This window comes from Nocardia sp. CDC159, assembly GCF_023740735.1.
Classification (GTDB): Bacteria; Actinomycetota; Actinomycetes; order Mycobacteriales; family Mycobacteriaceae; genus Nocardia; species Nocardia pulmonis.
Map to the genome: position 1 here is coordinate 123,735 of NZ_JAMRXH010000012.1, position 26,168 is coordinate 149,902.

A 26,168-nucleotide genomic window follows, 5' to 3' on the forward strand; every position below is an offset into this window, starting at 1 on the left:
GCACCCTGCCCGAGCTGCTGGCCGAGGCCGCGGCCATCGATCCGGCCGCACCCGCGGTGGTGTTCGAGGGGAGAAGTCTGTCCTACGGCGAGCTCGACGAGCGGTCGAATCGCCTGGCGCGCCTGCTGATCGAGCGCGGGGTCGGCACCGAGGATCTGGTTGCCGTCGCCGTGCCGCGGTCGGAGGAGTCCTACTTCGCCGAGTGGGCGGTGTCGAAGTCGGGCGCGGCCTTCGTGCCGATCGACCCGACCTATCCGGCCGACCGCATCGCGCACATGGTCACCGACTCCGGTTCGCCGGTGGGCCTGACCGTGTCGTCGGTGCGCGGTGAGCTGCCGGAGTCGGTGGACTGGCTGGTTCTCGACGAGCTGGAGCTGGACGGCTACTCCGCGGCCGCGGTGACCGATGCCGACCGGCTGCGCCCGGTACGTCCGGAGCATCCGGCCTACGTCATCTACACCTCCGGTTCGACCGGTCTGCCCAAGGGCGTCGTGGTCACCCACGCGGGCCTGGCCAACTTCCGGGCCGAGCAGAACGAGCGCTACCGCGTCGACTCCGATACGCGCGCACTGCATTTCGCCTCGCCGAGCTTCGACGCCTCGATGCTGGAATTCCTGCTCGCGATCGGCGCGGGCGGCACCCTGGTGGTCGTGCCGCCGGGTGTCTACGGCGGCGAGGAGCTCTCGGAGCTGATCCGCCGCGAGCGGGCCACCCACACCTTCCTCACGCCGTCGGTGCTGGCCTCGCTGGATCCGGCCGCGCTGGACCGGATGAAGGTGATCGTCGCCGGTGGTGAGAACGTCCCGGCGGATCTGGTCACCAAATGGGGTGGCGCACAGGATGGTTCGGGTCGCCGCTTCCACAACGGCTACGGTCCGACCGAGACCACGATCATGACCAATATCAGCGATCCGCTGTCGCCGGGCGATCCGGTCACCATCGGTGGCCCGATCCGCGGGATGCAGTCGCTGATCCTCGACTCGCGGCTGCGGCCGGTTCCGGTGGGTGTCGCGGGTGAACTGTATCTGTCGGGCGTGCAGCTGGCGCGCGGTTACCACGCGCGGCCGGGCCTGACCGCCGAGCGGTTCGTCGCCAACCCCTATGGGGATGCCGCGAGCGGCACCGAGCGCATGTACCGCACCGGTGACGTGGTGCGCTGGACCCAGCACGGCGAGGTCGAATACGTCGGCCGCTCCGACTTCCAGGTCAAGGTGCGCGGTTTCCGCATCGAACTGGGCGAGATCGACGCCGCCCTGGCCTCGCACGAGACCGTGGACTTCGCGGTCACCGTGGGGCACAAGAACTCCGCGGGGGCAACCTCGCTGGTGTCCTATGTCGTTGCCGCCCAGGGGTATTCGATCGATGTGGCCGCACTGACCGACCACGTCGAGCAAGCCCTGCCCGCCTACATGGTGCCCTCGTCGATCATGGTGATCGACCGGATTCCGCTGACCCCGGTCGGCAAGCTGGACCGCCGGGCCCTGCCGGAGCCGGTGTTCGCCACCGAGGTCACCTTCCGCGCGCCGCGCACCCCGGTGGAGCACGCCATCGCCGAGGTGTTCGCCGAGGTGCTGGGCGTGGAGCGGGTCGGCGTGGACGATTCGTTCTTCGCCCTGGGCGGTGATTCGATCGTCTCCATCCAGCTGGTCTCGCGGGCCAAGGCGCGCGGGGTGGTCTTCAGCCCGCGCGACGTCTTCGAGCAGCGCACCGTGGCCGGACTGGCCGCGGTCGCCGAAACCGCCGACGGGCGTGGCGATTCCGCGCCGACGCTGGCCGAGCTGCCCGGCGGCGGCGTGGGCACCATGCCGCTCACCCCGGTGGCGCGCTTCATGGTGGAGCGACCGGGTGCGTTCCGGCGCTTCAATCAGCTGCTCGCGCTGGAGCTTCCGATCGGCATCGACCGGGCCGGGATCGCGGCCACCGTCGGCGCGGTGATCGACCGCCACGACATGCTGCGGGCGCGGTTGCGCAGGCACGCGGGTGCGGAGTGGATCATCGAAACCGCCGCGCCGGGCACGGTCGACGTGGACGCGCTCATCGACCGCGTCGAATTCGATGCCGCGGCCGACGATGCCGCGATCGTCGAAATCGCCTCCGCCGCGGTCGATGCCAGCCTGGACCGGCTGGAGCCCGAGGCGGGCGTGGTGGTCCGGTTCGTCTGGCTCGAGCCGTCCGAACCGACCCGGAGCGGGCGTGTGGTCGTCGTCGCGCACCACCTCGTCGTCGACGGCGTGTCCTGGCGCATTCTGGTGCCCGACTTCGTAACGGCATGGGGTCAGCTGTCGGCTGGGCAGACGCCCGAGCTGGTGGCGCCGGCGACGAGCATGCGCACCTGGGCGCACGCCCTCGAGCGGGCGGCGGCCGATCGGGCCGGGGAGCTCGAGTTCTGGCGCGAGGTGGTCGAGGGCCCGGATCCGCTGCTGACCGCGCGGCCGTTCGATCCGAACGTCGATGTGACCGGCGTGCTCGACAAGCATCGGGTCGAGGTCTCCCCGGAGGTCACCCGGTCGCTGCTGACCACCGTTCCGGCGCTGTTCCACGGCGGCGTGAACGACGGCCTGGTCACCGCGCTGGTGCTGGCGGTCGCGAAATGGCGTGCTCGGGAAGAGGATTCGCTGCTCATCCGGATGGAGGGGCACGGTCGCGAGGAGGAGCTGGTGCCGGGCGCGGATCTGTCGCGCACGGTCGGCTGGTTCACCGCGATCTTCCCGGTGCGCTTCGACCTGTCCGGTATCGATATCGATGCCGCGCTGGCCGGTGGTGCCGCGATGGGCAGGGCCATCAAGACGATCAAGGAGCAGCTGCTGGCCGTGCCCGACAAGGGCCTCGGCTACGGCCTGCTGCGCTATCTGAATCCGCAGACCGCGCCCCAACTGCCCGAGCAGCTGCCGGGCCAGGTGAGCTTCAACTACCTGGGCCGGGTCTCGGAGACCAGCGTCCCCGATGCGCTGCGCGGCTTCGGCTGGGTGCCGGCCGCGGAGCTGGGCGAGCTGGGCGGCGCCTACGACGCCGATATGCCCGCCATGGCGCCGCTGGACATCAACGCCATCGTGGCCGGCGACCGGCTCTCGGCCCAGATCGGCTATCCGACCACGCTGCTGAGCGCCGAGGAGGTGCGCGAGTTCGGTGCGCTGTGGACTCGTGCGCTGGAAGCCGTTGCGCGCCACGCCGATTCGGCGGATGCGGGCGGCCACACGCCATCGGACTTCTCGCTGGTGCGCGTCACCCAGGCCGATATCGACACCTGGGAGCGGCGCTTCCCGGCGCTGACCGAGGTGTGGCCGCTGTCGGCGCTGCAGGGTGGTCTGCTGTTCCACGCCCAGCTCGCCGCCACCTCGGTGGATGTCTACACCGCGCAGGCGGTGCTCACGCTCACCGGTCGAGTCGACGCGGCGCGGCTGCGGTCCGCGGCGCAGGCGCTGGTGGATCGCTACGAGAATCTGCGCACCGCCTTCGTGACCGATGCCCAGGGCAATGCGGTGCAGGTCGTGCTCGACGGCGTGCGGGTGGCCTGGGCCGAACACGATCGCCGCCGCACCGGCGACGCGAGCGATCTGATCGCGGCCGACCGGCTGCGGCGCTTCGATCTGGCCGAGCCGCCGCTGATCCGGTTCACCCTCATCCGGGTGGCCGAGGACCGCTGGTCGCTGGCCGTGTCCAACCACCACATCCTGCTCGACGGTTGGTCCATGCCGCTGCTCATGCGGGATCTGCTGGTGCTCTACGCCACGCACGCCGACGCCGCCGCGCTGCCCGCCGTCCGCTCCTACCGGCACTTCCTGGAATGGGTTGCGCGCCAGGATCATTCCGCCTCGCTGGCGGCCTGGACCCGGGCGCTGGCCGGGGTGTCGGAGCCGACGCTGCTGACCCGCCCCGACGCCGCGCACGAGATCACCAGCCTGTCCGGCGAATACTTCTTCGAGCTGGACGAGGCCGCCACCGCGCGGCTGACCCGGCTGGCCGCGCAGCTGGGCGTCACCGCCAACACCGTGCTGCAGACGGCGTGGGGAATCCTGCTGGGCCGCATGACCGGTCGCGACGATGTGCTGTTCGGCACCACCGTATCCGGCCGCCCGGCGCAGCTGGCCGGTGTCGAATCCATGGTGGGCCTGTTCATCAACACCGTGCCGGTACGGGTGCGCTTCGATCCGTCCGAGCCCGCGCGGCAGCTGCTCACCCGCACCCAGGGCGAGCAGGCTGATCTGTTGGATCACCACTACATCGGCCTGGCCGACATCCAGTCCGCGGCCGGAATCGGCGGGCTGTTCGACACGCTGGTCGTGTTCGAGTCCTACCCGGTCGACGCCGAGGGCCTGCAGCGGCAGGCCGCCGATATCGACGGCATGGCCGTGACCGGCCTGGACGCCGCCGACGCCACGCACTATCCGCTGACGCTGATCGCGCAGCTGGACAGCCGCCTGCGGGTGCGGGCCGGGTACCTGCGGGATCTGTTCGACGAGAACACGGTTCGCCGCATCGCCGACCGGCTGATCCGGGTGCTGACCGCGATCAGCATCGATCCCGATGCGGTGGTGGGTGAGATCGATCTGCTCGATGCCACCGAGCGCGCGCAGGTGGTGTCGCGCTGGAACGCGACCGATTTCGCGGTCGACGCCGCGGCGACGCTGGTGTCGCGGTTCCAGGAGCAGGTCGAACGCACCCCGGACGCAACGGCTCTGAGCTTCGAGGGGACGAGTCTGTCCTATGCCGAGTTCTCGGCGCGGGCGAACAAGCTGGCGCGCTGGCTCATCGAGCGCGGCGTGGGCGCGGAATCCTTTGTGGCGCTGGGCATGCGGCGCTCGATCGATCTGGTCGTCGGCATGTACGCGGTGACCGTCGCCGGTGGCGCGTACGTGCCGCTGGATCCGGATCATCCGGCCGAGCGGACCGAGTACATCCTCGCGACCGCCGATCCGGTGTGCGTGCTGACCACCGAGGACGATCTGGGCATCGATACCGCACAGGTGCGGATCGATCTGCTGGATCTGGCGAACTACTCGGGTGAGCCGGTCACCGACGCCGAGCGGCGCCATCCGCTGCGGCCGTCGGATACCGCCTACGTCATCTTCACCTCGGGTTCGACCGGCCGCCCCAAGGGTGTGGCGGTGCCGCATTCGGCGATCGTCAATCGCCTGGTGTGGATGCAGTCCGCCTACGGGCTCACCGGTTCCGACACCGTCCTGCAGAAGACCCCGGCCACCTTCGACGTGTCGGTGTGGGAGTTCTTCTGGCCGTTGCAGATCGGTGCGCGGCTGGTGGTGGCCAAGCCCGACGGGCATCGTGATCCGGCGTATCTGGCCGAGCTGATCGCCGCCGAGGGCGTCACGGTCACCCACTTCGTACCGTCGATGCTGTCGGTGTTCGTCGCGGAAGAGGCGGCCGCGCAGTGCACCTCGCTGCGGCTGGTGTTCGCCTCGGGTGAGGCGCTCGCGCCCAAGCCCGCGCATCGCCTGCGCGAGCTGACCGGCGCCGCGCTGCACAACCTGTACGGCCCGACCGAGGCCGCGGTCGACGTCACCTATCACCAGGTCGCCGACGCGGATCAGGTGTCGGTGCCGATCGGCCGCCCGGTGTTCAACACCCAGGTCTACGTGCTCGACAACCGGCTGCGGCCGGTTCCGGTGGGTGTCGCGGGTGAGCTGTATCTCGCGGGCGTCCAGCTCGCGCACGGCTATGTGGCGCGCCCGGATCTGAGCGCGGATCGCTTCGTGGCCAACCCCTTCGGGGGCATCGAAGGCGCCTCCAGCGGGCCGGGTTCGCGCATGTACCGCACCGGCGACCTGGTGATGTGGACCGAGGACGGCGAACTCGACTACATCGGCCGCACCGACTTCCAGGTGAAGCTGCGCGGCCTGCGCATCGAACTCGGCGAGATCGAGTCGGCGCTGACCGCGCTCGACGAGATCGCGCAGGCGGTCGTGGTGGTCCGCACCGATGCGCACACCGGTGATCAGCTGGTCGCGTATCTGGTTGCCGCGAACGGACTTTCGGTCGACATCGAGGACGTGCGCGAGCAGCTGTCCGAGCGGCTGCCCGCCTACATGGTCCCGTCGGTGTTCATGGTGCTCGAGGAGTTCCCGCTGAACGCCTCCGGCAAGCTGGACCGCAAGGCGCTGCCCGCGCCGGTGTTCGAGGCCGCGGTGTTCCGCGCCCCGACCACGCCGGTGGAGGAGATCGTGGCGGACGTCTTCGCCGAGGTGCTCGGCGTCGAGCGGGTCGGCCTGGACGACGACTTCTTCGCCCTGGGCGGCAACTCGCTGATCGCCACCCAGGTGGCCGCGCGGCTGTCGGCCGCGCTGGACACCCAGCTGGGCGTGCGCGAGATCTTCGAGGGCTCCACGGTCGCCGCGCTGGCGGCCCGCGCCGAGACCCGCTCGGGAACGGGCGGGCGCGCGGCGCTGGTGCCGCAGCCGCGGCCGGAGCGGGTGCCGCTGTCGCTGGCACAGCAGCGGATGTGGTTCCTCAACCGATTCGATCCGGAATCGGCGGTCGACAACATCCCCGTGGCCGTGCGGCTGTCGGGCCTGCTGGATCGGCAGGCGCTGCAGGTGGCCGTGGCCGATGTGCTGGCCCGGCACGAATCGCTGCGCTCGTACTATCCGGAAGCCGACGGCACGGGCTATCAGCAGATCGTGCCGACCGGCAAGGTCATTCCCGATCTCACCCCGGTCGAGGTCACCGAGGCCGAACTGCCGCAACGGCTTTCGGAGCTGTTCCGGACCGGCTTCGACGTCACCACCGCGGTGCCGTTCCGGGCGCGGCTGTTCGAGATCAGCCCGACCGAGCATGTGCTGGCGCTGGTGGTGCACCACATCTCGGCCGACGGCTTCTCCATGGGTCCGCTGACCCGCGACGTGATGACCGCCTACGGCGCGCGCGTCGACGGCGAGCCCGCGTGGGCCCCGCTGCCGGTGCAGTACGCCGACTTCGCGCTGTGGCAGCGCGAGGTGCTCGGCCGCGAGGACGATCCGGAATCGGTGATCGCCCAGCAGATCTCGTTCTGGCGCGAGAATCTGCGCGGACTGCCCGAACAGCTGGACCTGCCCTCGGATCGGCCGCGTCCGGCGGTGGCCTCGGGCCGCGGTGCGACGCATACCTTCCGCATCGACGCCGACACCCACGCGCGGCTGGCCGATCTGGCCCGCACCCGCGGCGCGACGCTGTTCATGGTCACCCACGCCGCGCTGGCGGTGCTGCTGTCGCGGCTGTCGGGTGAACAGGACATCGCCATCGGCACGCCGGTGGCGGGCCGCGGCGAGCGAGCGCTGGACGATCTGATCGGCATGTTCGTCAATACGCTGGTGCTGCGGACCGAGATCGAGCCGGGCACCACGTTCACCGATCTGCTGCGGTCGGTGCGGGCCACCGACATCGCCGCGTTCGGTCACGCGGACCTGCCGTTCGAGCGGCTGGTGGAGATCCTGAATCCGGCGCGCTCGCAGGCGCGGCATCCGCTGTTCCAGGTCATGCTGGCCTTCCAGAACCTCGGGCAGACCTCGCTGGAACTGTCCGGCCTGACCGCCAGCGGCGTGGACCTGCCGATCGATACGGCGAAGTTCGATCTGCAGCTGGTCCTCACCGAACAGCCCGACGCGGGGGTCGAGGCGCAGTTCATCTACGCCACCGACCTTTTCGACGCCGCGACGGTGGCGCTGTTCGCGCGGCGATTCACCCGACTGCTGAAATCCATTGCGGCGACACCGGACCGGCCGGTCGGGGACATCCCGCTGCTGGACGCGCGGGAGGCGCTGCAGGAGCTGCGCGGGTGGAACGACACCGCGCGCGAGCTGCCCGCGGGCGGCACGCTGGTCGAGCTGTTCGAGGCGCGGGCCCAGGCCACGCCGGAGGCGGTCGCGCTCGTGGACCGCGAGGCGGGACAGACGCTGACCTACGCCGAGTTCGCCGCGCGCGTGCATCGGCTGGCCCGTCGCCTCGTCGAGGCCGGGGTCGGACCGGAAACGCTGGTGGCCCTCGGCCTGCGGCGTTCGCTGGACTTCGTGGTCGCCGCGTACGCGGTGCTCGAGGCGGGCGGCGGCTACGTCCCGCTGGATCTGGGCCAGCCCGCCGAGCGCATCGGCTACGTGCTGGAAACCGCCCGGCCGGTGTGCGTGCTGACCACCGAGCGTGACGGTTTCACCGCCGGTGAGCTGCCGGTGCTGATCGTGGACCGGCTGGATCTGGCGGTGTACCCGGACGTTCCGCTCACCGACGCGGAACGGTTTGCGCCCCTGCGTCCTTCGAACACCGCATATGTGATCTTCACCTCCGGTTCGACCGGCCGCCCCAAGGGCGTGGCCGTGCCGCATTCCGCGGTGGTGAACCAGATCCGTTGGATCACCGGCGAATACGGCATCGGCGCCGACGATGTGGTGCTGTTCAAGACGCCCGCCACCTTCGACGTGTCGGTGTGGGAGCTGTTCGGCCCGCTGGCGGTCGGCGGTCGCATGGTCGTCGCGAGCCCGGACGGACATCGGGATCCGCAGTACCTCGCGGAGGTGATCGCGGCCGAGCGGGTCACCATGACCTCGTTCGTGCCGTCGATGCTGACGGTGTTCGCGGCGAGTGCGGACGGCGCGGCGATCGCATCGCTGCGGGCGCTGCTGGTCGCGGGTGAGGCGTTCACCTCCGATGCGGTGCGGCGGTTCCGGGCGTTGAGCACCGATGTCGAGCTGTACAACCTCTACGGACCGACCGAGTTCACCGTGCACGCCACGCACGCCCCGGTCGCCGACGATGTGCGCGGCGCGGTCCCGATCGGCCTGCCGGTCTGGAACGCCCAGGCCTACGTGCTCGACGGTCGCCTGCATCCGGTGCCGCCGGGTGTCGCGGGTGAGCTGTATCTCGCGGGCGATCAGCTGGCCCGCGGCTACTTCGGCCGTGCGGACCTGACGGCGGACCGATTCGTCGCGAATCCGTTCGGGGGCAGCGGGGGCGCGTCCGGCGCCGGTTCGCGCATGTACCGCACGGGTGACCTGGTCCGCCGCGCGGCGGACGGGCAGATCGTCTACCTCGGCCGCACCGACTTCCAGGTGAAGCTGCGCGGTCTGCGCATCGAGCTCGGCGAGATCGAATCCGCCCTGGTCGCACACGATTCCGTCGGCCAGGCGGTCGCGCTGGTGCGCTCGGACGCGCGGACCGGCGACCAACTGGTCGCCTATGTCGTACCGGCCGCGGACGAGGTCGACGTCGACGCGCTGCGCGCGCACGTGGCCGCCCAGCTGCCGTCCTATATGGTCCCGGCCGCGATCGTGGTGCTCGACGCCATGCCGCTCAACCCGAACGGCAAGCTCGATCGCCGCGCGCTGCCCGAGCCCAGCTTCGAGGCCCGGGAATTCCGGGCACCGGCGACCCCGATCGAGGAGATCGTCGCCGCCACCTTCGCCGAGGTGCTGGGCCTGGGCGAGCAGGTCGGCGTCGACGACGACTTCTTCGATCTGGGCGGGAACTCGCTGATCGCCACTCAGGTGGTCGCCCGCCTCGGCGCGGCGCTGGACACCCGGGTGCCGGTGCGGCTGCTGTTCGAGGCGCCGTCGGTGGGTGCGCTGGCCGCGCGCCTGGAGAGCCATGCCGGGACCGGCGCCCGCCGCGAGCTGGTGGCCGGACCGCGGCCGGAGGAGATCCCGCTGTCGCTGGCACAGCAGCGCATGTGGTTCCTCAACCGGTTCGACACCGCCAGCGCGGTCAACAACATTCCGCTGGCCGTGCGCCTGACCGGTGCGCTGGACGTCGACGCGCTGCGCGCGGCCGTGCGCGATGTGGTCGATCGGCACGAGGTGCTGCGCACCGTCTATCCGGAGACCGCCGACGGGCACGGCGTACAGGTGATTTTGCCGGCCGGCTCGAATGCGCCGGAGCTGGAAGCGATTCCGGTGACCGAGGCCGAGATCGCCGAGCGCATCGCCGAGGTCGTGCTGACCGGCTTCGACGTGACCGCCGCGGTTCCGGTGCGGGCCGGGCTGTTCCGGGTCGAGGACGCCGAACGGCCCACGCACGTCCTGGTTTTCGTGGTGCACCACATCTCCGGCGACGGCTGGTCGGTGCGCCCGCTGGCCCGCGACGTGATGATCGCCTACGCGGCCCGCTCGCGCGGCGAGGCGCCGGGCTGGGCGCCGCTGCCGGTGCAGTACGCCGACTACGCGCTGTGGCAGCGCGAGACACTGGGCTCGGAGGACGATCCCACCGCACTGATCGCCCAGCAGGTCGCCTACTGGTCGCGGCAGCTGGCCGGGCTGCCGGAACAGCTGGATCTGCCCTCGGATCGGCCGCGCCCGGCCGTGGCGTCCAACCGCGGTGGCGTGCACGAGTTCTCGATCGACGCCGAGCTGCTGCGCGGGCTCAACGCGCTGGCACGCGAGCACGGCGCGAGCCTGTTCATGGTCGTGCACGCGGCCTTCGCGGCGCTGCTGTCGCGGCTGTCGGGCAGCGACGACATCGCCATCGGCACCGCGGTCGCGGGCCGCGGCGAGGCCGCGCTCGACGATGCGATCGGCATGTTCGTCAACACCCTGGTGCTGCGCACCCCGGTCGCGGCGGACGATGCGTTCGCCGCACTGCTCACCCGCACCAAGGAGACGGATCTGGCCGCGTTCGGCCAGGCCGACCTGCCGTTCGAGCGGCTGGTCGAGATCCTCAACCCGGCGCGGTCGCAGGCGCGGCATCCGCTGTTCCAGGTGATGCTGTCGTTCCAGAACACCGGTGCGGCGTCGTTCGAACTGCCCGGCCTCGAGGTGGCCGGGGTGCCACTGGACGTGGTGACGGCCAAGTTCGACCTGCATCTGAACCTGACCGAGCGGTTCGACGCGCAGGGCCTGGGCGATGGCATGAGCGCCGAATTCGCCTATGCCACCGATATGTTCGACGCCGCGACGGTCGCGGCCTTCGCCGACCGGCTGGTTCGCATGCTCACGGCGGTCGTGGCCGATCCGGCCGTGGCGGTCGGGGATGTCGAGCTGCTCGACGACACCGAACGCCGCAAGGTGCTCGACAACTGGAACGCCACCGGCTACGACATCGACCGGGTGGTGCTGGGCAAGTCCGCGGGCAGCCGCGCGCTGACCCTGGCGTCGATGTTCGCGATGCAGGCCGAGCGCACCCCGGACGAGCCCGCGCTGACGTTCGAGGGCACGACGCTGACCTACGGCGAGTTCGCCGCGCGGGTGAATCAGCTGGCGCGCGAGCTGATCTCGCGGGGTGTGGGGCCGGATGCGCTGGTCGCGCTCGGCATGCGCCGCTCGATCGAACTGGTCGTGGGCATGTACGCGGTGACGGTCGCCGGCGGTGCGTATGTGCCGCTGGATCCGGATCATCCGGCCGAGCGCAACCAGTACGTGCTGGAGACGGCGCGGCCGGTCTGCGTGCTGACCACCACCCGGGACGAGTTCGCCCCTGCCTTCGGCGGGGTCCATGGTGATGCGGCTCGGGTCCAGGGCGATGAGGCTCTGGCCCAGGGTGATGCGGCTCTGATTCTCGAGATCGACACCCTCGACGTCTCCGGTTACTCGGCCGAACCGGTCACCGACGCGGATCGGATCGCGCCGCTGCGCCCGTCGAACACCGCGTACGTGATCTTCACCTCCGGTTCGACCGGCCGCCCCAAGGGCGTCGCGGTCACCCACGACGCGATCGTGAACCGCCTGGTGTGGATGCAGGACGAGTACGACCTGTACGCCGACGACGTGGTGCTGCAGAAGACCCCGGCCACCTTCGACGTGTCGGTGTGGGAGTTCTTCTGGCCGTTGCAGATCGGTGCGCGCCTGGTGGTGGCCAAGCCCGACGGGCATCGCGATCCGGCGTATCTGGCCGAGCTCATCGTGGCCGAGGGCGTGACCACCGCGCACTTCGTGCCCTCGATGCTGTCGGTCTTCGTCGCCGAGGAGCGCGCGGCCGCATGCACCTCGCTGACCAATGTGTTCGCCTCCGGTGAGGCGCTGCCCGCGCCGACCGCGCAGAAGCTGGTCGAGCTGACCGGTGCGCGGCTGCACAACCTGTACGGGCCCACCGAGGCCGCGGTGGACGTGACCTATCACGAGGTCACCCCCGCCGATGTCGCCTCGGTGCCGATCGGCCGCCCGGTGTTCAACACCCGTGTCTACGTGCTGGATTCGCGCCTGCACCCGGTCGCGCCGGGGGTCGCGGGTGAGCTGTATCTGGCGGGCGTGCAGTTGGCCCGCGGCTATGTCGCGCGGCCGGATCTGACCGCGGATCGCTTCGTCGCGGACCCCTTCGGCGCCGCGAAGGGCGTACCGGGCGCCCGGATGTACCGCACCGGTGACCTGGTGCGCTGGACCGCGGCCGGTGAGATCGAATATCTGGGCCGCACCGACTTCCAGGTGAAGCTGCGCGGTCTGCGCATCGAGCTCGGTGAGATCGAGTCCGCCTTGGTCGCACTGGATTCGGTGGCTCAGGCCGTCGTGGTGGTGCGTTCGGACGATCGGCTCGGCGACCAGCTCGTCGGATATCTGGTCGCCGACGCGGGCCACGCCCTCGATCTCGACGCCGTGCGCTCGGCGCTGGCCGGGGAACTGCCCGCGTACATGGTGCCCTCGGCCTTCGTGGTGCTGGATGCCTTCCCGCTCAACGCCTCCGGCAAGCTGGACCGCAAGGCGCTGCCCGCGCCGGTGTTCGAGGCCAAGGTGTTCCGGGCGCCGTCGACCCCGATCGAGGAGATCGTGGCGGGCACGTTCGAGGATGTGCTCGGCGCGACCCGGGTGGGCGTGGACGACGACTTCTTCGAACTGGGCGGCAACTCGCTGATCGCCACCCAGGTGACCGCGCGGCTCGGCTCGGCGCTGGACATCCATCTGGCGGTGCGCGATCTGTTCGAGGCGTCGACCGTGGCCGCGCTGGCGGCCCGACTCGAGCAGGGTGCGGGCTCCGGGCGTACCCGGCCGCGCCTGACTGCGGGCGAACGGCCGGAACGAATTCCGCTCTCGCCCGCGCAGCAGCGGTACTGGTTCCTCAACCAGTTCGACACCGCCACCTCCGCGGTCGACAACATCCCGCTGGCCGTGCGGCTGTCGGGCACGCTCGACGTGGCCGCGCTGGAGCAGGCCATCGGCGACGTGTTCGCTCGCCACGAGGTGCTGCGCACGGTCTACCCGGGCTCGCCCGAGGGACCGCACCAGGTCATCCTGCCCGCCTCGCAGACCCCGGCGGCGCTGACGCCGATCGAGGTCGACGAGACCGAGTTGCGCGAGAAGATCATCGAATTCGCGCTGACCACCTTCGACGTGACCGTCGAGGTGCCGCTGCGGGTGGCGCTGTTCCACGTGATCGGCGCCGACGAGCATGTGCTCGCCTTCACCGTGCATCACGTATCCGCCGACGGTTCGTCCATGGCCCCGCTGGCGCGGGATCTGATGGCCGCCTACGTGGCGCGCGCCCAGGGCGACGCGCCGCAGTGGGCGCCGCTGCCGGTGCAGTACGCCGACTACGCGCTGTGGCAGCGTGCCGTGCTCGGCGCCGAGGACGATCCGGAATCGCTGGCCGCCCAGCAGGTCTCGTACTGGACCGCCGCGCTGGCCGGACTGCCCGATCAGCTGGAGCTGCCCACCGATCGCCCGCGCCCGCCCGCGCAGTCGTTCCAGGGCAAGGCGATTCGCTTCGATATCGACGCACGGCGGCATGCTCGGCTGCACGAGGTGGCACGGGCCAACAACGCCTCGCTGTTCATGGTCGTGCACGCCGCCCTGGCGGTGCTGCTGGCCCGGCTGTCGGGCACCGACGACATCGCCGTGGGCACCCCGATCGCGGGCCGCGGCGAGCGGGAGCTCGACGACCTGATCGGCATGTTCGTCAACACGCTGGTGTTCCGCACCCGCGTGGACGGCGACGCCGGATTCGCACAGCTGCTGGCGGAGGTGCGCGAGCGCGACCTCGAGGCGTTCGCCCATGCGGACGTGCCGTTCGAGCGACTGGTCGAGGTCATCAACCCGGTCCGCTCCACCGCGCGCAATCCGCTGTTCCAGGTGGGTCTGTCGTTCCAGAACCTGGCCGAGACCACCTTCGAGCTGCCCGGCCTGTCGGTGAGCGCGGTCGAATTCGACTCGCAGCTGGCCAAGACCGATCTGCACGTCACGCTGTACGACCGGTACGACGAGGACGGCACGCCCGCCGAGATCGTGACCGAATTCGGTTATGCGATCGACCTGTTCGACGAGTCGACCGTGCAGGGCTTCGCCGATCGCTTCGTGCGGGTCCTCGACGCCGTCATCGCCGACACCTCGGTGCGGGTGGGTGATATCGACCTGCTCGACGGTGCGGAGAGCGAGCGGATCCTGCGGGCCTGGAACCAGACGGCCCAGGAGGTGCCCTCCGGCACGCTGGCCGCACTGCTCGACGCCGCGGTGGCCGCGCATCCGAAGGAGGTGGCCCTGGTCGCCGACGCCCCGGAAGCCGCCGCGCCGCAGCAGGTGCTGACCTACCGCGAGCTCGACGCCCGGGTGAACCGCCTGGCGCGGTACCTGATCGAGCGTGGCGTCGGCGCGGAAGACCGGGTGGCGCTGGCCATTCGGCGCTCGGTGGATCTGGTGGTCGCGATGTACGCGGTCGCCCGCACCGGTGCGGCGTATGTGCCGGTCGATCCGGCTCAGCCCGCCGATCGCGTCGAGTACATCCTCGAGACCGCGGCCCCGGTCTGCGTGCTGACCACCACGGTGGACGGCTTCGAGCACGGCAATGTGGTGCGCATCGACCGGCTGGACCTGTCGGGCCACTCGGACGCGGCGATCGCGGCCGGGGAGCTGGTGCGGGCATTCGGCCCGGCCAATACCGCGTACGTGATCTTCACCTCCGGTTCGACCGGCCGCCCCAAGGGCGTGGCGGTGCCGCACGGCGCGATCGTCAACCAGTTGCGCTGGAAGGTGAGCGAATTCGGCCTCGATCCGGCCGATGCGGTGCTGCTCAAGACCGCCGCCACCTTCGACCTGTCGGTCTGGGAGTTCTGGTCCGCCGTGGCCTGCGGCGGCCGCCTGGTCATCGCCGCTCCCGAGGGGCATCGGGATCCGGCGTATCTGAACGAGCTCATGACGCGCGAGTGGGTGACCACGCTGCACGTGGTGCCGTCGATGCTCGACGCCCTGCTCACCGCCGGGCTGTCGGATTCGCTGTGGCGCATCCTGGCCATTGGTGAGGCGCTGCCCGGTTCGCTGGCGCAGCGCGTGCTGCGCGAGCATCCACGGACCGAGCTGTTCAACCTCTACGGCCCAACCGAGGCCGCGGTGTCCATCACCAGCCACCGCGTGACCGAGGCCGATCAGGCGTCGGTGTCGATCGGTGCGCCGGAGTGGAACAGCCAGGTGTACGTGCTGGATTCGCGCCTGCACCCGGTTCCGGTCGGGGTCGCGGGTGAGCTGTATCTGGCGGGTGCGCAGCTGGCGCGCGGTTACTTCGGTCGCGCGGATCTGACCGCGGATCGCTTCGTGGCCAACCCCTTCGGGGAAATCGAGGGCGCCTCCGGTAGTGGTTCCCGGATGTACCGCACCGGCGACCTGGTGGCCTGGACGCCCGAGGGTGAGCTGGAATATCTGGGCCGCACCGACTTCCAGGTGAAGATCCGCGGCTTCCGCATCGAGCTCGGCGAGATCGAGGCCGCGTTGCTGCGGCAGGACGGCGTCACCGCGACGGCCGTGGTGGCACACAGCGATCCGCATATCGGCGACCGCCTGGTGGCCTATGTGGTGGGCCCCGACGAGCTGGACAGGCAGGCGTTGCAGTCGGCACTGGCGGCCCAGCTGCCGTCGTACATGGTGCCGTCGGTGTTCATGCGGCTCGCGGCGTTGCCGCTCAATGCCAACGGCAAGCTGGACCGTAAGGCGCTGCCGGAGCCGGTCTTCGAGAAGGCCGTATTCCGCGCGCCGGTGACCCCGATCGAGCAGATCGTGGCGAACACCTTCGCCGAGGTGCTGCGCCTGGATAGCGGCGCGGTCGGGCGCGACGACGACTTCTTCGCCTTCGGCGGCAACTCGCTGCTGGCGACGCAGGTCGCGGCGCGGCTGGGCGAGGCGCTGAACACCCGGGTTCCGGTGCGCCTGCTGTTCGAGGCGTCGACCGTGGCCGCGCTGGCGGTGCGGGTGGAACAGCATGCGGGCGCCGGTGGGCGCAAGGCGCTCACGGCCGGTCCGCGCCCGGATCGGATCCCGCTGTCGCTGGCGCAGCAGCGCATGTGGTTCCTCAACCGGTTCGACACCCAGTCGGCGGCCTACAACGTGCCCATCGCGGTGCGGCTGTCGGGTGCGCTGGACATCGCGGCGTTGCGGGCGGCGATCGCGGATCTGGTGGCGCGCCACGAGATCCTGCGCACCATCTACCCGCAGACCGAGGACGGGCCGGTGCAGGTGATTCTGCCTGCGGCGCAGGCGGTTCCGGAGCTGGAGATCGGCACCGTCGGCCTGGACGGCATCGAGGCCGCGGTGGTCGCGCTGACCAATACGATCTTCGACGTCACCGCCGAGGTGCCGGTCAAGATCGCGCTGTTCGAGATCGCGGACTCCGACTCCGATGTCCCGGAGTACGTGCTGGCGATGGTCGTGCACCACATCTCCGGCGACGGTTCGTCGGTCGGCCCGCTGACCCGCGATCTGATGACGGCCTACGCCGCCCGTTCGCTGGGTGAGGCGCCGGGCTGGACGCCGCTGCCGGTGCAGTACGCGGACTACTCGATCTGGCAGCGCGAGCTGCTGGGCAGCGACGACGATCCGAACTCGCTGGCGGCCAAGCAGGTCGAGTACTGGACCTCCGCGCTGGCCGATCTGCCGGATCAGCTGGATCTGCCCTCCGACCGGCCGCGTCCGGCGGTGCAGTCGTTCGCCGGTGGCAAGGTCGATGTGCGCATCGACGCCGAAACCCACCGGGCGCTGGTCGAATTGGCGCGCGCCGAGGGCGCGACGCTGTTCATGGTCGTGCACACGGCGCTGGCGGTGCTGCTGGCACGGCTGTCGGGCACCGACGACATCGCGATCGGTACGCCGATGGCGGGTCGCGGCGAGGCGGTGCTGGACGATCTGATCGGCATGTTCGTCAATACCCTGGTGTTCCGCACCCGGGTCGAGGCCGGTGAACCGTTCACCGAGCTGCTGGCCCGTCAGCGCGAGACCGACATCCAGGCGTTCGCGAATGCCGATGTGCCGTTCGAGCGGCTGGTCGAGGTGCTCAACCCGGTTCGTTCGACCGCGCGGCATCCGCTGTTCCAGGTGGGCCTGTCGTTCCAGAACCTGGCCCAGTCCAGCCTGGAGCTGCCGGGTCTGCGGGTCGAGGGTCTGGACTTCGACACCCAGATCTCGCAGTTCGATCTGCACCTGATCGCGACCGACCGCTACGGCCAGGGTGGCGAGCCCGCGGGCATCACCGGGTTCTTCACCTACGCCACCGACCTGTTCGAGCGGGATACGGTGCAGGGCTTCGTGGATCGGTTCGTGCGGCTGCTCGGCGAGATCATCGCCGCGCCGCGCACGGCCGTCGGCGATATCGAGCTGCTGGCCGCGGCCGAGCGGGCCGCGCTGATCGAGGCGCGCAACGCCACCGCCGCCGAGGTCGACCGCACCCGGACCCTGCCATCACTGCTGGCGGCGTCGGCATCGGCGAATCCGACCGCGGTCGCGCTGATCGGCCCCGACGGCGCGGTGCTGACCTATGCCGAGCTGGCGCGCCGGGTGAACCGCCTTGCGCGGCACCTGATCTCGCTAGGCGTCGGCCCCGAGTCGCGGGTGGCGCTGGCATTGCGGCGCTCCACCGATCTCGTGGTCGCCATGTACGCGGTGTCGACCGCCGGCGGCGCGTACGTGCCGGTGGATCCGGATCAGCCCGCAGAGCGGACCGGCTACATCCTCGAGACCGCCGCGCCGGTGTGCGTGCTCACCAATGCCGCCGCGCAGTTCGATACCGCTGTGGCTCCGGTGATTCGGATCGACGAGCTTGCCCTGGGTGAGCTCGCGGACGGCGCGATCACCGACGCCGAGCGGGTGGCCCCGCTGCGGCCGGAGAACACGGCGTACGTGATCTTCACCTCCGGTTCGACCGGTCGTCCCAAGGGTGTGGCGCTGCCGCATGCGGCCGTGGTGAACCAGCTGCTGTGGAAGACGGCCGAATTCGGACTGGGCGTGGACGACGCGGTGCTGCTGAAGACCGCGGCCACCTTCGACCTGTCGGTGTGGGAGTTCTGGTCGGCCGCCGTGTCGGGTGGCCGCCTGGTCATCGCCACGGCCGACGGACATCGCGATCCGGCGTACCTGAACGAGCTCATGGCCCGCGAGGGCGTGACCACGCTGCATGTGGTGCCGTCGATGCTGGACGCGCTGCTCGTGGAATCCGGTGGCGCGCTGGCGCGTTCGCTGCGTCGGGTGCTGGCCATCGGTGAGGCGCTGCCCGCGGCGACCGCGCAGCGGTTCCGGCGCGACAACGCCGGGGAGCTGTTCAACCTCTACGGCCCGACCGAGGCGGCGGTCTCGATCACCAGCCACAAGGTGACCCGCGCCGACCAGCTGTCGGTGTCGATCGGTGCGCCCGAGTGGAACAGTCAGGTGTACGTGCTGGATTCGCGCCTGCATCCGGTGCCCGATGGTGTGGCCGGTGAGCTGTATCTGGCCGGTGCGCAGCTGGCCCGGGGCTACTTCGGCCGACCCGACCTGACGGCGGATCGGTTCGTCGCTAGTCCGTTCGAGGCGGGTGCCCGCATGTACCGCACGGGTGACCTGGTGGCCTGGCACAACGGCGAGCTGGAGTACCGGGGCCGCACCGACTTCCAGGTGAAGATCCGCGGCTTCCGCATCGAGCTGGGCGAGATCGAGGCCGCGCTGCTGGCGCTGCCGGAGATCACTCAGGCGGCCGTGCTGGCGAAGTCCGACGAGCGGACCGGCGATCGGCTGGTCGCCTACCTGGTCGGCTCGGAAGTCGATGTGGCGCAGGTGAAGTCGGCGCTGGCGGAGGCGCTGCCGTCGTACATGGTGCCGTCGGCCTTCGTGGTCCTGGACGCGCTGCCGCTGAACATCAACGGCAAGCTGGATCGCAAGGCGCTGCCGGAGCCGGAGTTCGAGAGCACCTCCTTCCGGGCGCCCTCGACCCCGATCGAAGAGGTCGTGGCCTCGGTGTACGCCGATGTCCTCGGTGTGGACCGGGTCGGCGCGGACGACGACTTCTTCGCCCTCGGCGGCAACTCGCTGCTGGCGACGCAGGTCGCGGCCCGCATCGGTGCGCTGCTGGACACCCGGGTGCCCGTGCGCGCGCTGTTCGAGGCGTCCACGGTCGCGGGCCTGGCCGCCAAGGCCGAGCAGCAGGCCGGTGTCGGCGGCCGTCCGCCGCTGGTGGCCGGGCCGCGCCCGGACCGGGTGCCGCTGTCGCTGGCACAGCACCGCATGTGGTTCCTCAACCAGTTCGACACCTCGTCGTCGGTGGAGAACATCCCGGTGGCCATCCGGCTCTCGGGTGAGCTGGACGTGGCCGCGCTGCAGCAGGCCGCGCGGGATCTGGTCGCACGGCACGAGATTCTGCGCACCATCTACCCGGAGACCCCGGAAGGCCCGGTGCAGCAGGTGCTTTCGCCCGCCGAGGCGCCGGTGGACCTGACGCCGGTGCGCATCGGCGAGGACCGGGTACCGGCGGAGGTGCTGGCGCTGGTGTCGGCCGGGTTCGACGTGACCCGCGAGATCCCGTTCCACATCCGGTTGTTCCAGGTCACCGAGACCGAACACGTGCTGGTGTTCGTCGCGCACCACATCAGCGCCGACGGCTGGTCGATGGGCCCGCTGACCCGGGATCTGATGGTGGCGTACGTATCCCGTTCCACCGGTGAGGCCCCGGCGTGGACGCCGCTGCCGGTGCAGTACGCGGATTATTCGGTGTGGCAGCGCAATCTGCTCGGCTCGATCGACGATCCGGAGAGCCTGCTGTCGATCCAGGCCGAGTACTGGCGCAAGGCCTTGGCCGGGGTGCCGGACGAACTCAACCTGCCGACCGACCGGCCGCGGCCGACCGTGCAGTCGTTCGCCGGTGGCCGGGTGGTCTTCCCGATCGGCGCCGAGTTGCATCGGGCGCTGCAGCGGATCGCGCGGGAGCAGAACGCGACCCTGTTCATGGTCGTGCACACCGCCCTGGCGGTCTTCCTGGCGCGCATGTCGGGCACCGACGACATCGCGATCGGCACCCCGATCGCGGGTCGTGGCGAGGCCGAACTGGACGATCTGATCGGCATGTTCGTCAATACGCTGGTGCTGCGCACCCACGTGCGGGGCCAGCTCACCTTCGAGGAGCTGCTGGCGCAGGCGAAGGACGCCGACCTGCAGGCGTTCGCCCATGCCGACATTCCGTTCGAACGCCTGGTGGACCTGCTCGAGCCCGAACGCTCCACCGCGCGGCATCCGCTGTTCCAGGTGGCGCTGTCGTTCGAGAACCTGCCGGAGAGCACGTTCGAGCTGCCCGGGTTGCGGGTCCAGGCGGTCGATTTCGAGGTCGACACCGCGAAATTCGATCTGTCGCTGACGATGCGGGAGTCGGCCGACGAGGCCAACGGCATGTACGCCGAATTCTCCTTCGCCCGCGACCTGTTCGACGATGCGACCGTCGAGGTGTTCGCGCAGCGGTTCAGCCGCCTGCTCGAGGCCATCGCGCGCGATTCCGGGTCGGTGCCGGTCGGCGACCTGCCGCTGCTGGCGCCGAGCGAGTACGAACTGCTCACCCACGTGCACGGCGACGAGGTCATGGCGACCGGGCTGCTGCCCGATCTGATGACCAACGGCCTGCGGCTGGGCCGCGATCGCACCGCGGTGCGCTACAACGGGCGTTCGATCACCTACGGCGAACTCGACGAGCAGTCCTCGCGCCTGGCGCGGGTGCTCATCGAGCGCGGCGTCGGTCCGGAAAGGCTGGTCGCCGTCTCGTTCCCGCGCTCCTACGAGATGGTGCTGGCGGTGCTGGCGATCACCAAGGCCGGTGGTGCGCACGTCCCGGTGGATCCGAACTATCCGCAGGATCGAGTGCGGCACATGCTCACCGATTCGGCCGCGGTGCTCGGCATCACGGGTTCGGAGTACGTCGGCGGCCTGCCCGACGACGTGGACTGGCTGCTGCTCGACGATCCGGCGACCGGCGAGCTGTGCGCCGCCGCGTCCGCCGAGCCGGTCACCGATGCCGATCGCCTTGCGCCGCTGCACATGTCGCATCCGGCGTATGTGATCTACACGTCCGGTTCGACGGGTAAGCCCAAGGGCGTCACGGTGACCCACGCGGGTCTGGGCGGCCTGGCCGACGTGGCGACCGGGTTGTACGGGCTGGAGCCGCACCACCGGTTCCTGCACATCTGCTCGCCGAGCTTCGATCCGTCGGTGCTGGAGTGGGTGTGTGCCTTCTACATCGGCGCGACGCTGGTGATCGTGCCCGGCACGATCATCGGTGGCCCGGACCTGGCCGAGTTGCTGCGGACCGAGGGCGTCACACACACCATCATCACCCCGGCGGTGCTGGGCACGATGGATCCGGCCGGGCAGGAGCAGCTGCTGGTCACCTCGGTCGGTGGCGATGTCACCACGCCGGAACTGCTGGCGAAGTGGCAGCCGGGGCGGAAGTACTTCAACGCCTACGGGCCGACCGAGACCACGATCATCTCCTCCTACGCGCGGCTGTTCCCGGGCGATCACATCACCATCGGCACGCCGGTGCACGGCATGTCGGCGCTGGTGCTGGACTCGCGGATGAATCCGGTGCCGCCGGGTGTGGCGGGTGAGCTGTATCTGGCCGGTGGCGCGGTGGCGCGCGGTTACCACAACCGGCCGGGCCTGAGTGCGGAACGGTTCGTCGCCAATCCGTGGGGCGCGCCGGGCACCCGGATGTACCGCACCGGTGACGTGGTGCGCTGGTTCGCCGCGCCGGAGCGGCGCCAGGGCAACCTGGCCTCGCCCGAGGTGCCGTGGGAGCTGGACTACGTCGGGCGCTCGGACTTCCAGGTGAAGGTGCGCGGTTTCCGCATCGAGCTCGGCGAGATCGACGCGGCGCTGGGGCGGCATCCGGACGTGGAATTCGCCTTCACCATGGGCCGCCAGACCGATGCCGGCGCAACGATTCTGGTGTCCTATGTGCTCGGCGCGCCGGGCCGGGCGGTGGATCCGGCGCGGGTGACCGAGTTCGTGGCGCGGACGCTGCCGCCGCATATGGTGCCCTCGGCGGTCGTGGTGCTCGACGAGATCCCGCTGACGCCGGTCGGCAAGCTGGACCGCAAGGCCCTGCCCGAACCGCAGCTGGCGCCGCGGGAGTTCCGGGCGCCCGCGGGCGAGGTCGAGACGATCATCGCCGCGGTGTTCGCCGAGGTACTCGGCGTGGACCAGGTCGGCCTGGACGACTCGTTCTTCGCCCTGGGCGGTGATTCGATCCTGTCGATCCAGCTGGTGTCGCGGGCCAAGGCCCGGGGCGTGCTGTTCACCCCGCGCGATGTGTTCGAGCGGCGCAGCGTCGCGGCGCTGGCCGAGATCGCCACGCTCGGTGGCGAATCCGAGCAGAAGCGGCTGGCCGAACTGCCCGGCGGCGGCGTGGGCGAGATCCCGCTGACGCCGATCATGACCTCGATCCTGTCGAGCGGCTCGAATTACGATCGGTTCTCGCAGTCGATGGAACTGCGCGTGCCCGACGGCATCGACCGCGAGACCCTGGTCGCCACCATCGCCGCGGTGTTCGATCACCACGATGTGTTGCGGGCTCGGTTGCGCGGCAACAACTCCGAGGGCTGGACGTTCGAGGCGCTGGAGCGCGGCGCGGTCGATGTCGACGCGCTGGTGCACCGGGTCGAGCTGCCGGGCGACATCTCCGACGCGGAGCTGACCCGGCGCGCGAGCGCGGAATACGATGCGGCGCTGGGCCGTCTGGACCCGGCGAACGCCGCGATGGTGCAGTTCGTGTGGTTCGCCTTCCCGGGCGAGACCACCAGCCGCCGAGATGTCCTGCTGGTCGTGGCGCACCACTTCGTGGTCGACGGTGTGTCCTGGCGCATCCTGATTCCGGATCTGGCGGTCGCCTGGTCGCAGCTGGCCGCGGGCCAGTCGGTGGCGCTGCCCGCCAACGGGACCTCGATGCGACGGTGGGCGCATGCCCTCGTCGAAGCGGCCCGCAGTCCCGAGCGGACGGCGGAACTGCCCTTCTGGCAGCAGGTTTCGGCGACGCCGGATCCGCTGCTGGGCAGCCGGGCGTTCGATCCGGCCGTCGACACCTTCGCGACGGTGGAACGCGTCGAGGTGAGCGTGCCGGCCGAGGTGACCGATGCGGTGCTGACGGCGATCCCGGGCCTGTACCGGGGCGGTGTGAACGACGGCCTGCTGTCGGCGCTGGCGCTGGCGGTATCGCGGTGGCGCGGAGCCGAATTCGGCGATGCGACGCTGGTCAAGCTCGAGGGGCACGGCCGCGAGGAGGACGTGGTCCCGGGTGCGGATCTGTCGCGCACGGTCGGCTGGTTCACCAGTGCCTACCCGGTGCGGCTGGATCTGGCCGGGGCCGACCTGGACGACGCGTTCGCGGGTGGCAACGCCCTGGGCGAGGTCGTGAAGTCGATCAAGGAGCAGTTGCTGGCGGTACCGGACAAGGGTCTGGGCTACGGCCTGCTGCGATATCTGAACGCCGAGACCGCCGAACAGCTCGGTGGCGCGGGACAGATCAGCTTCAACTATCTGGGCCGCGTCTCCGCCGGGGAGATTCCGGAGCAACTGGCCGAGGTCGGCTGGGTCCCGGTTGCGGATCTGGGTCGCCTGGACGCCGATATGGATCAGGACATGCCCGCCAACGCGACGATCGATATCAACGCGATCGTCACCGACGGCGACGACGGTCCGCGGCTCGGTGCCTCCTTCGCCTTCCCGACGGGTCTGCTGAGCCGCGAGCGGGTGGCCGAGTTCGCCGAGCTGTGGGTGGCCGCGCTGACCGCGCTGGCCCGGCACGCGCGGCGTCCGGAGGCCGGTGGCCTCACCCCATCGGATCTGCCGCTGGTGCACGTGGGTCAGTCCGATATCGAGGTCTGGGAGCGCGACTACCCGGGCCTGGGCGATGTCTGGCCGCTGTCGCCGCTGCAGTCGGGGCTGCTGTTCCACGCGCTGATGACGCAGGCGACCGTCGACGTCTACACCATGCAGGCGGTCGTCGATCTCGGCGGCACGCTGGACATCGCGCGGTTGCGGGCGGCGGCGCAGGGCATTCTGGATCGCTACCCGAACCTGCGCACGGCCTTCGTCACCGATTCCGACGGTCACGCGGTGCAGGTCGTGCTCGATCGGGTCGAGGCGCCGTGGCGCGAGGTGGATCTGACGCGTCTTCCCGAGGCGCAACGGCTTCCGGAGTTGCAGCGGCTGGTCGATGTGGATCGCCAGACCCACTTCGACATGACGACCGCGCCGCTGATGCGGTTCACGCTCTACCGGACCGGCGAGAGCCAGTGGCATCTGGGCATCACGACCCATCACATCCTGCTCGACGGCTGGTCGATGCCGCTGCTCATGCGGGACATGCTGGTGCTGTACGCGGTGCGCGGCGATCAGACGGCGCTGCCGCGGGTGGCGCCCTACCGCAGCTTCTTGACCTGGCTGGCCGGGCGGGACCGCGACGCGTCGCTGCGGGCGTGGGCCAAGGCGCTCTCGGGCGCCGACGAGCCCACCGCGCTGGCGCCGCAGCCGCGCACGGCCGAGCAGTACGAGATCGGCAAGCTGATCACCGAGATCGACGCCGACCGCACGCGTCAGCTCACCAAGCACGCGGCCGAACTCGGCGTCACGGTGAACACGCTGGTGCAGGCGGCCTGGGGCATCCTGCTCGGGCGGCTCACCGGACGCGGCGACGTGGTGTTCGGCGCGACCGTCTCGGGCCGACCGGCCGAGCTGCCGGGTGTGGAGTCGATGGTGGGTCTGTTCATCAACACGCTGCCGGTGCGGGTGCGGGTGGACGATCGGCTCTCGGTCGGCCAGCTGCTGCAACGCCTGCAGCACGATCAGGCCGATCTGCTCGAACACCACTACGTGGGGCTGACCGATATCCAGCGGATCGCCGGTGCGGGAGCGCAATTCGACACCCTGCTGGTGTTCGAGTCGTATCCGATGGACAAGGAGGCGATCGCCGCCGCCAGCTCCATCGACGGCATGTCGGTGACCGGTGTCGGCGTCAACGACGCCACGCACTATCCGCTGACGCTGCTGGTGACCGCGGAGGCCACGATCGAGCTGACCTGGAAGTATCTGGGCAGTCGGTTCACCGCCGACGAGGTCGCGACGCTGTCGGGCCGGATGCTGCGGGTGCTGGAGGCGCTGCTGGGCGATCCGGACGCGCTCGTCGGCGATATCGACATTCTCGATCACGCCGAGCGGGCCCGGATTCTGGCCGAATCCGGGGTCGGCACAACCGATTCCGCGCCCGAGCCCGCCCGGGTCGGGGCGCGGACGGTCGCCAAGGCGCTGGGCGAGGTGGTCGAGGAGGATCCGCAGGCCCCGGCCGTCCTGGTCGACGGCGCGGAAATCCAGTACCACGTGGTGGATTCGCGCTCCTCGAAGCTGGCGCGGGTGCTGATCGACCGGGGTGTGGGCCCGGGTGACATCGTGGCGATCGCGCTGCCGCGGTCGCTGGACGCGGTGGTCGCGGTGTGGGCGGTGCAGAAGGCCGGCGCCGCGGTGCTGTTCGCCGATGGCCTGTCCTTCGGTGAAATCGTCTCCGCCGGAGCAGATTTCGGCATCACCCTGGAACCGGCCGCCAAGTCGGTCCGCTGGCTGGTGCCCACCGACCCGAAGGTGCAGGCCGACCTCGCGGCGGCACCGGCGCATCCGGTCTCCTACGCCGACCGCGTCCGCCCGCTGCACGAGGACCACCCGGCCTTCGTGATCCGGTCCGCCGACGGCGCCTGGACCCCGCTCACCCAGGAGCAGACCCTCGACCGAGCCGAGGCCCTGCGCGAGGACAACGAGATCGACTACGAGTCGACCACGTACACCACCTCGTCCGCGGGCCCCGCGGCCCTGGCCGAGTTCCTGGCCAGCGCCACGGCGGGTGCGCTGTCGGTGCTGCCGAGCGGGGATGTGGAATCCGATCTGGCCGACGGCGAGGTCACCCACTGGTTCGTCACGGCCGAGGAGGCGGGGGAATCGGGTGACGACGAGATTCGGGTGATCGTGGCGGAGTAGTCCGGACCGGACGGGGAAGATCTCTCCACCGTCCGGTCCGTCCCG

The 26,168-nt window shown here is 70.4% G+C and carries 1 protein-coding gene (only partly in view); it reads left to right on the forward strand.

Features of this window, described 5'->3' with window-relative positions:
• Nucleotides 1–26,123, forward strand: partial view of a non-ribosomal peptide synthase/polyketide synthase gene (locus NDR87_RS24730; RefSeq protein WP_251913023.1) — the 3' portion only. Its footprint begins 17,575 nt before the window's first position; only the last 26,123 of its 43,698 coding nucleotides appear in the window; the start codon falls outside the window, past its left edge; it ends in the stop codon at nucleotides 26,121–26,123.
• Nucleotides 26,124–26,168: the final 45 nt, after the last annotated feature.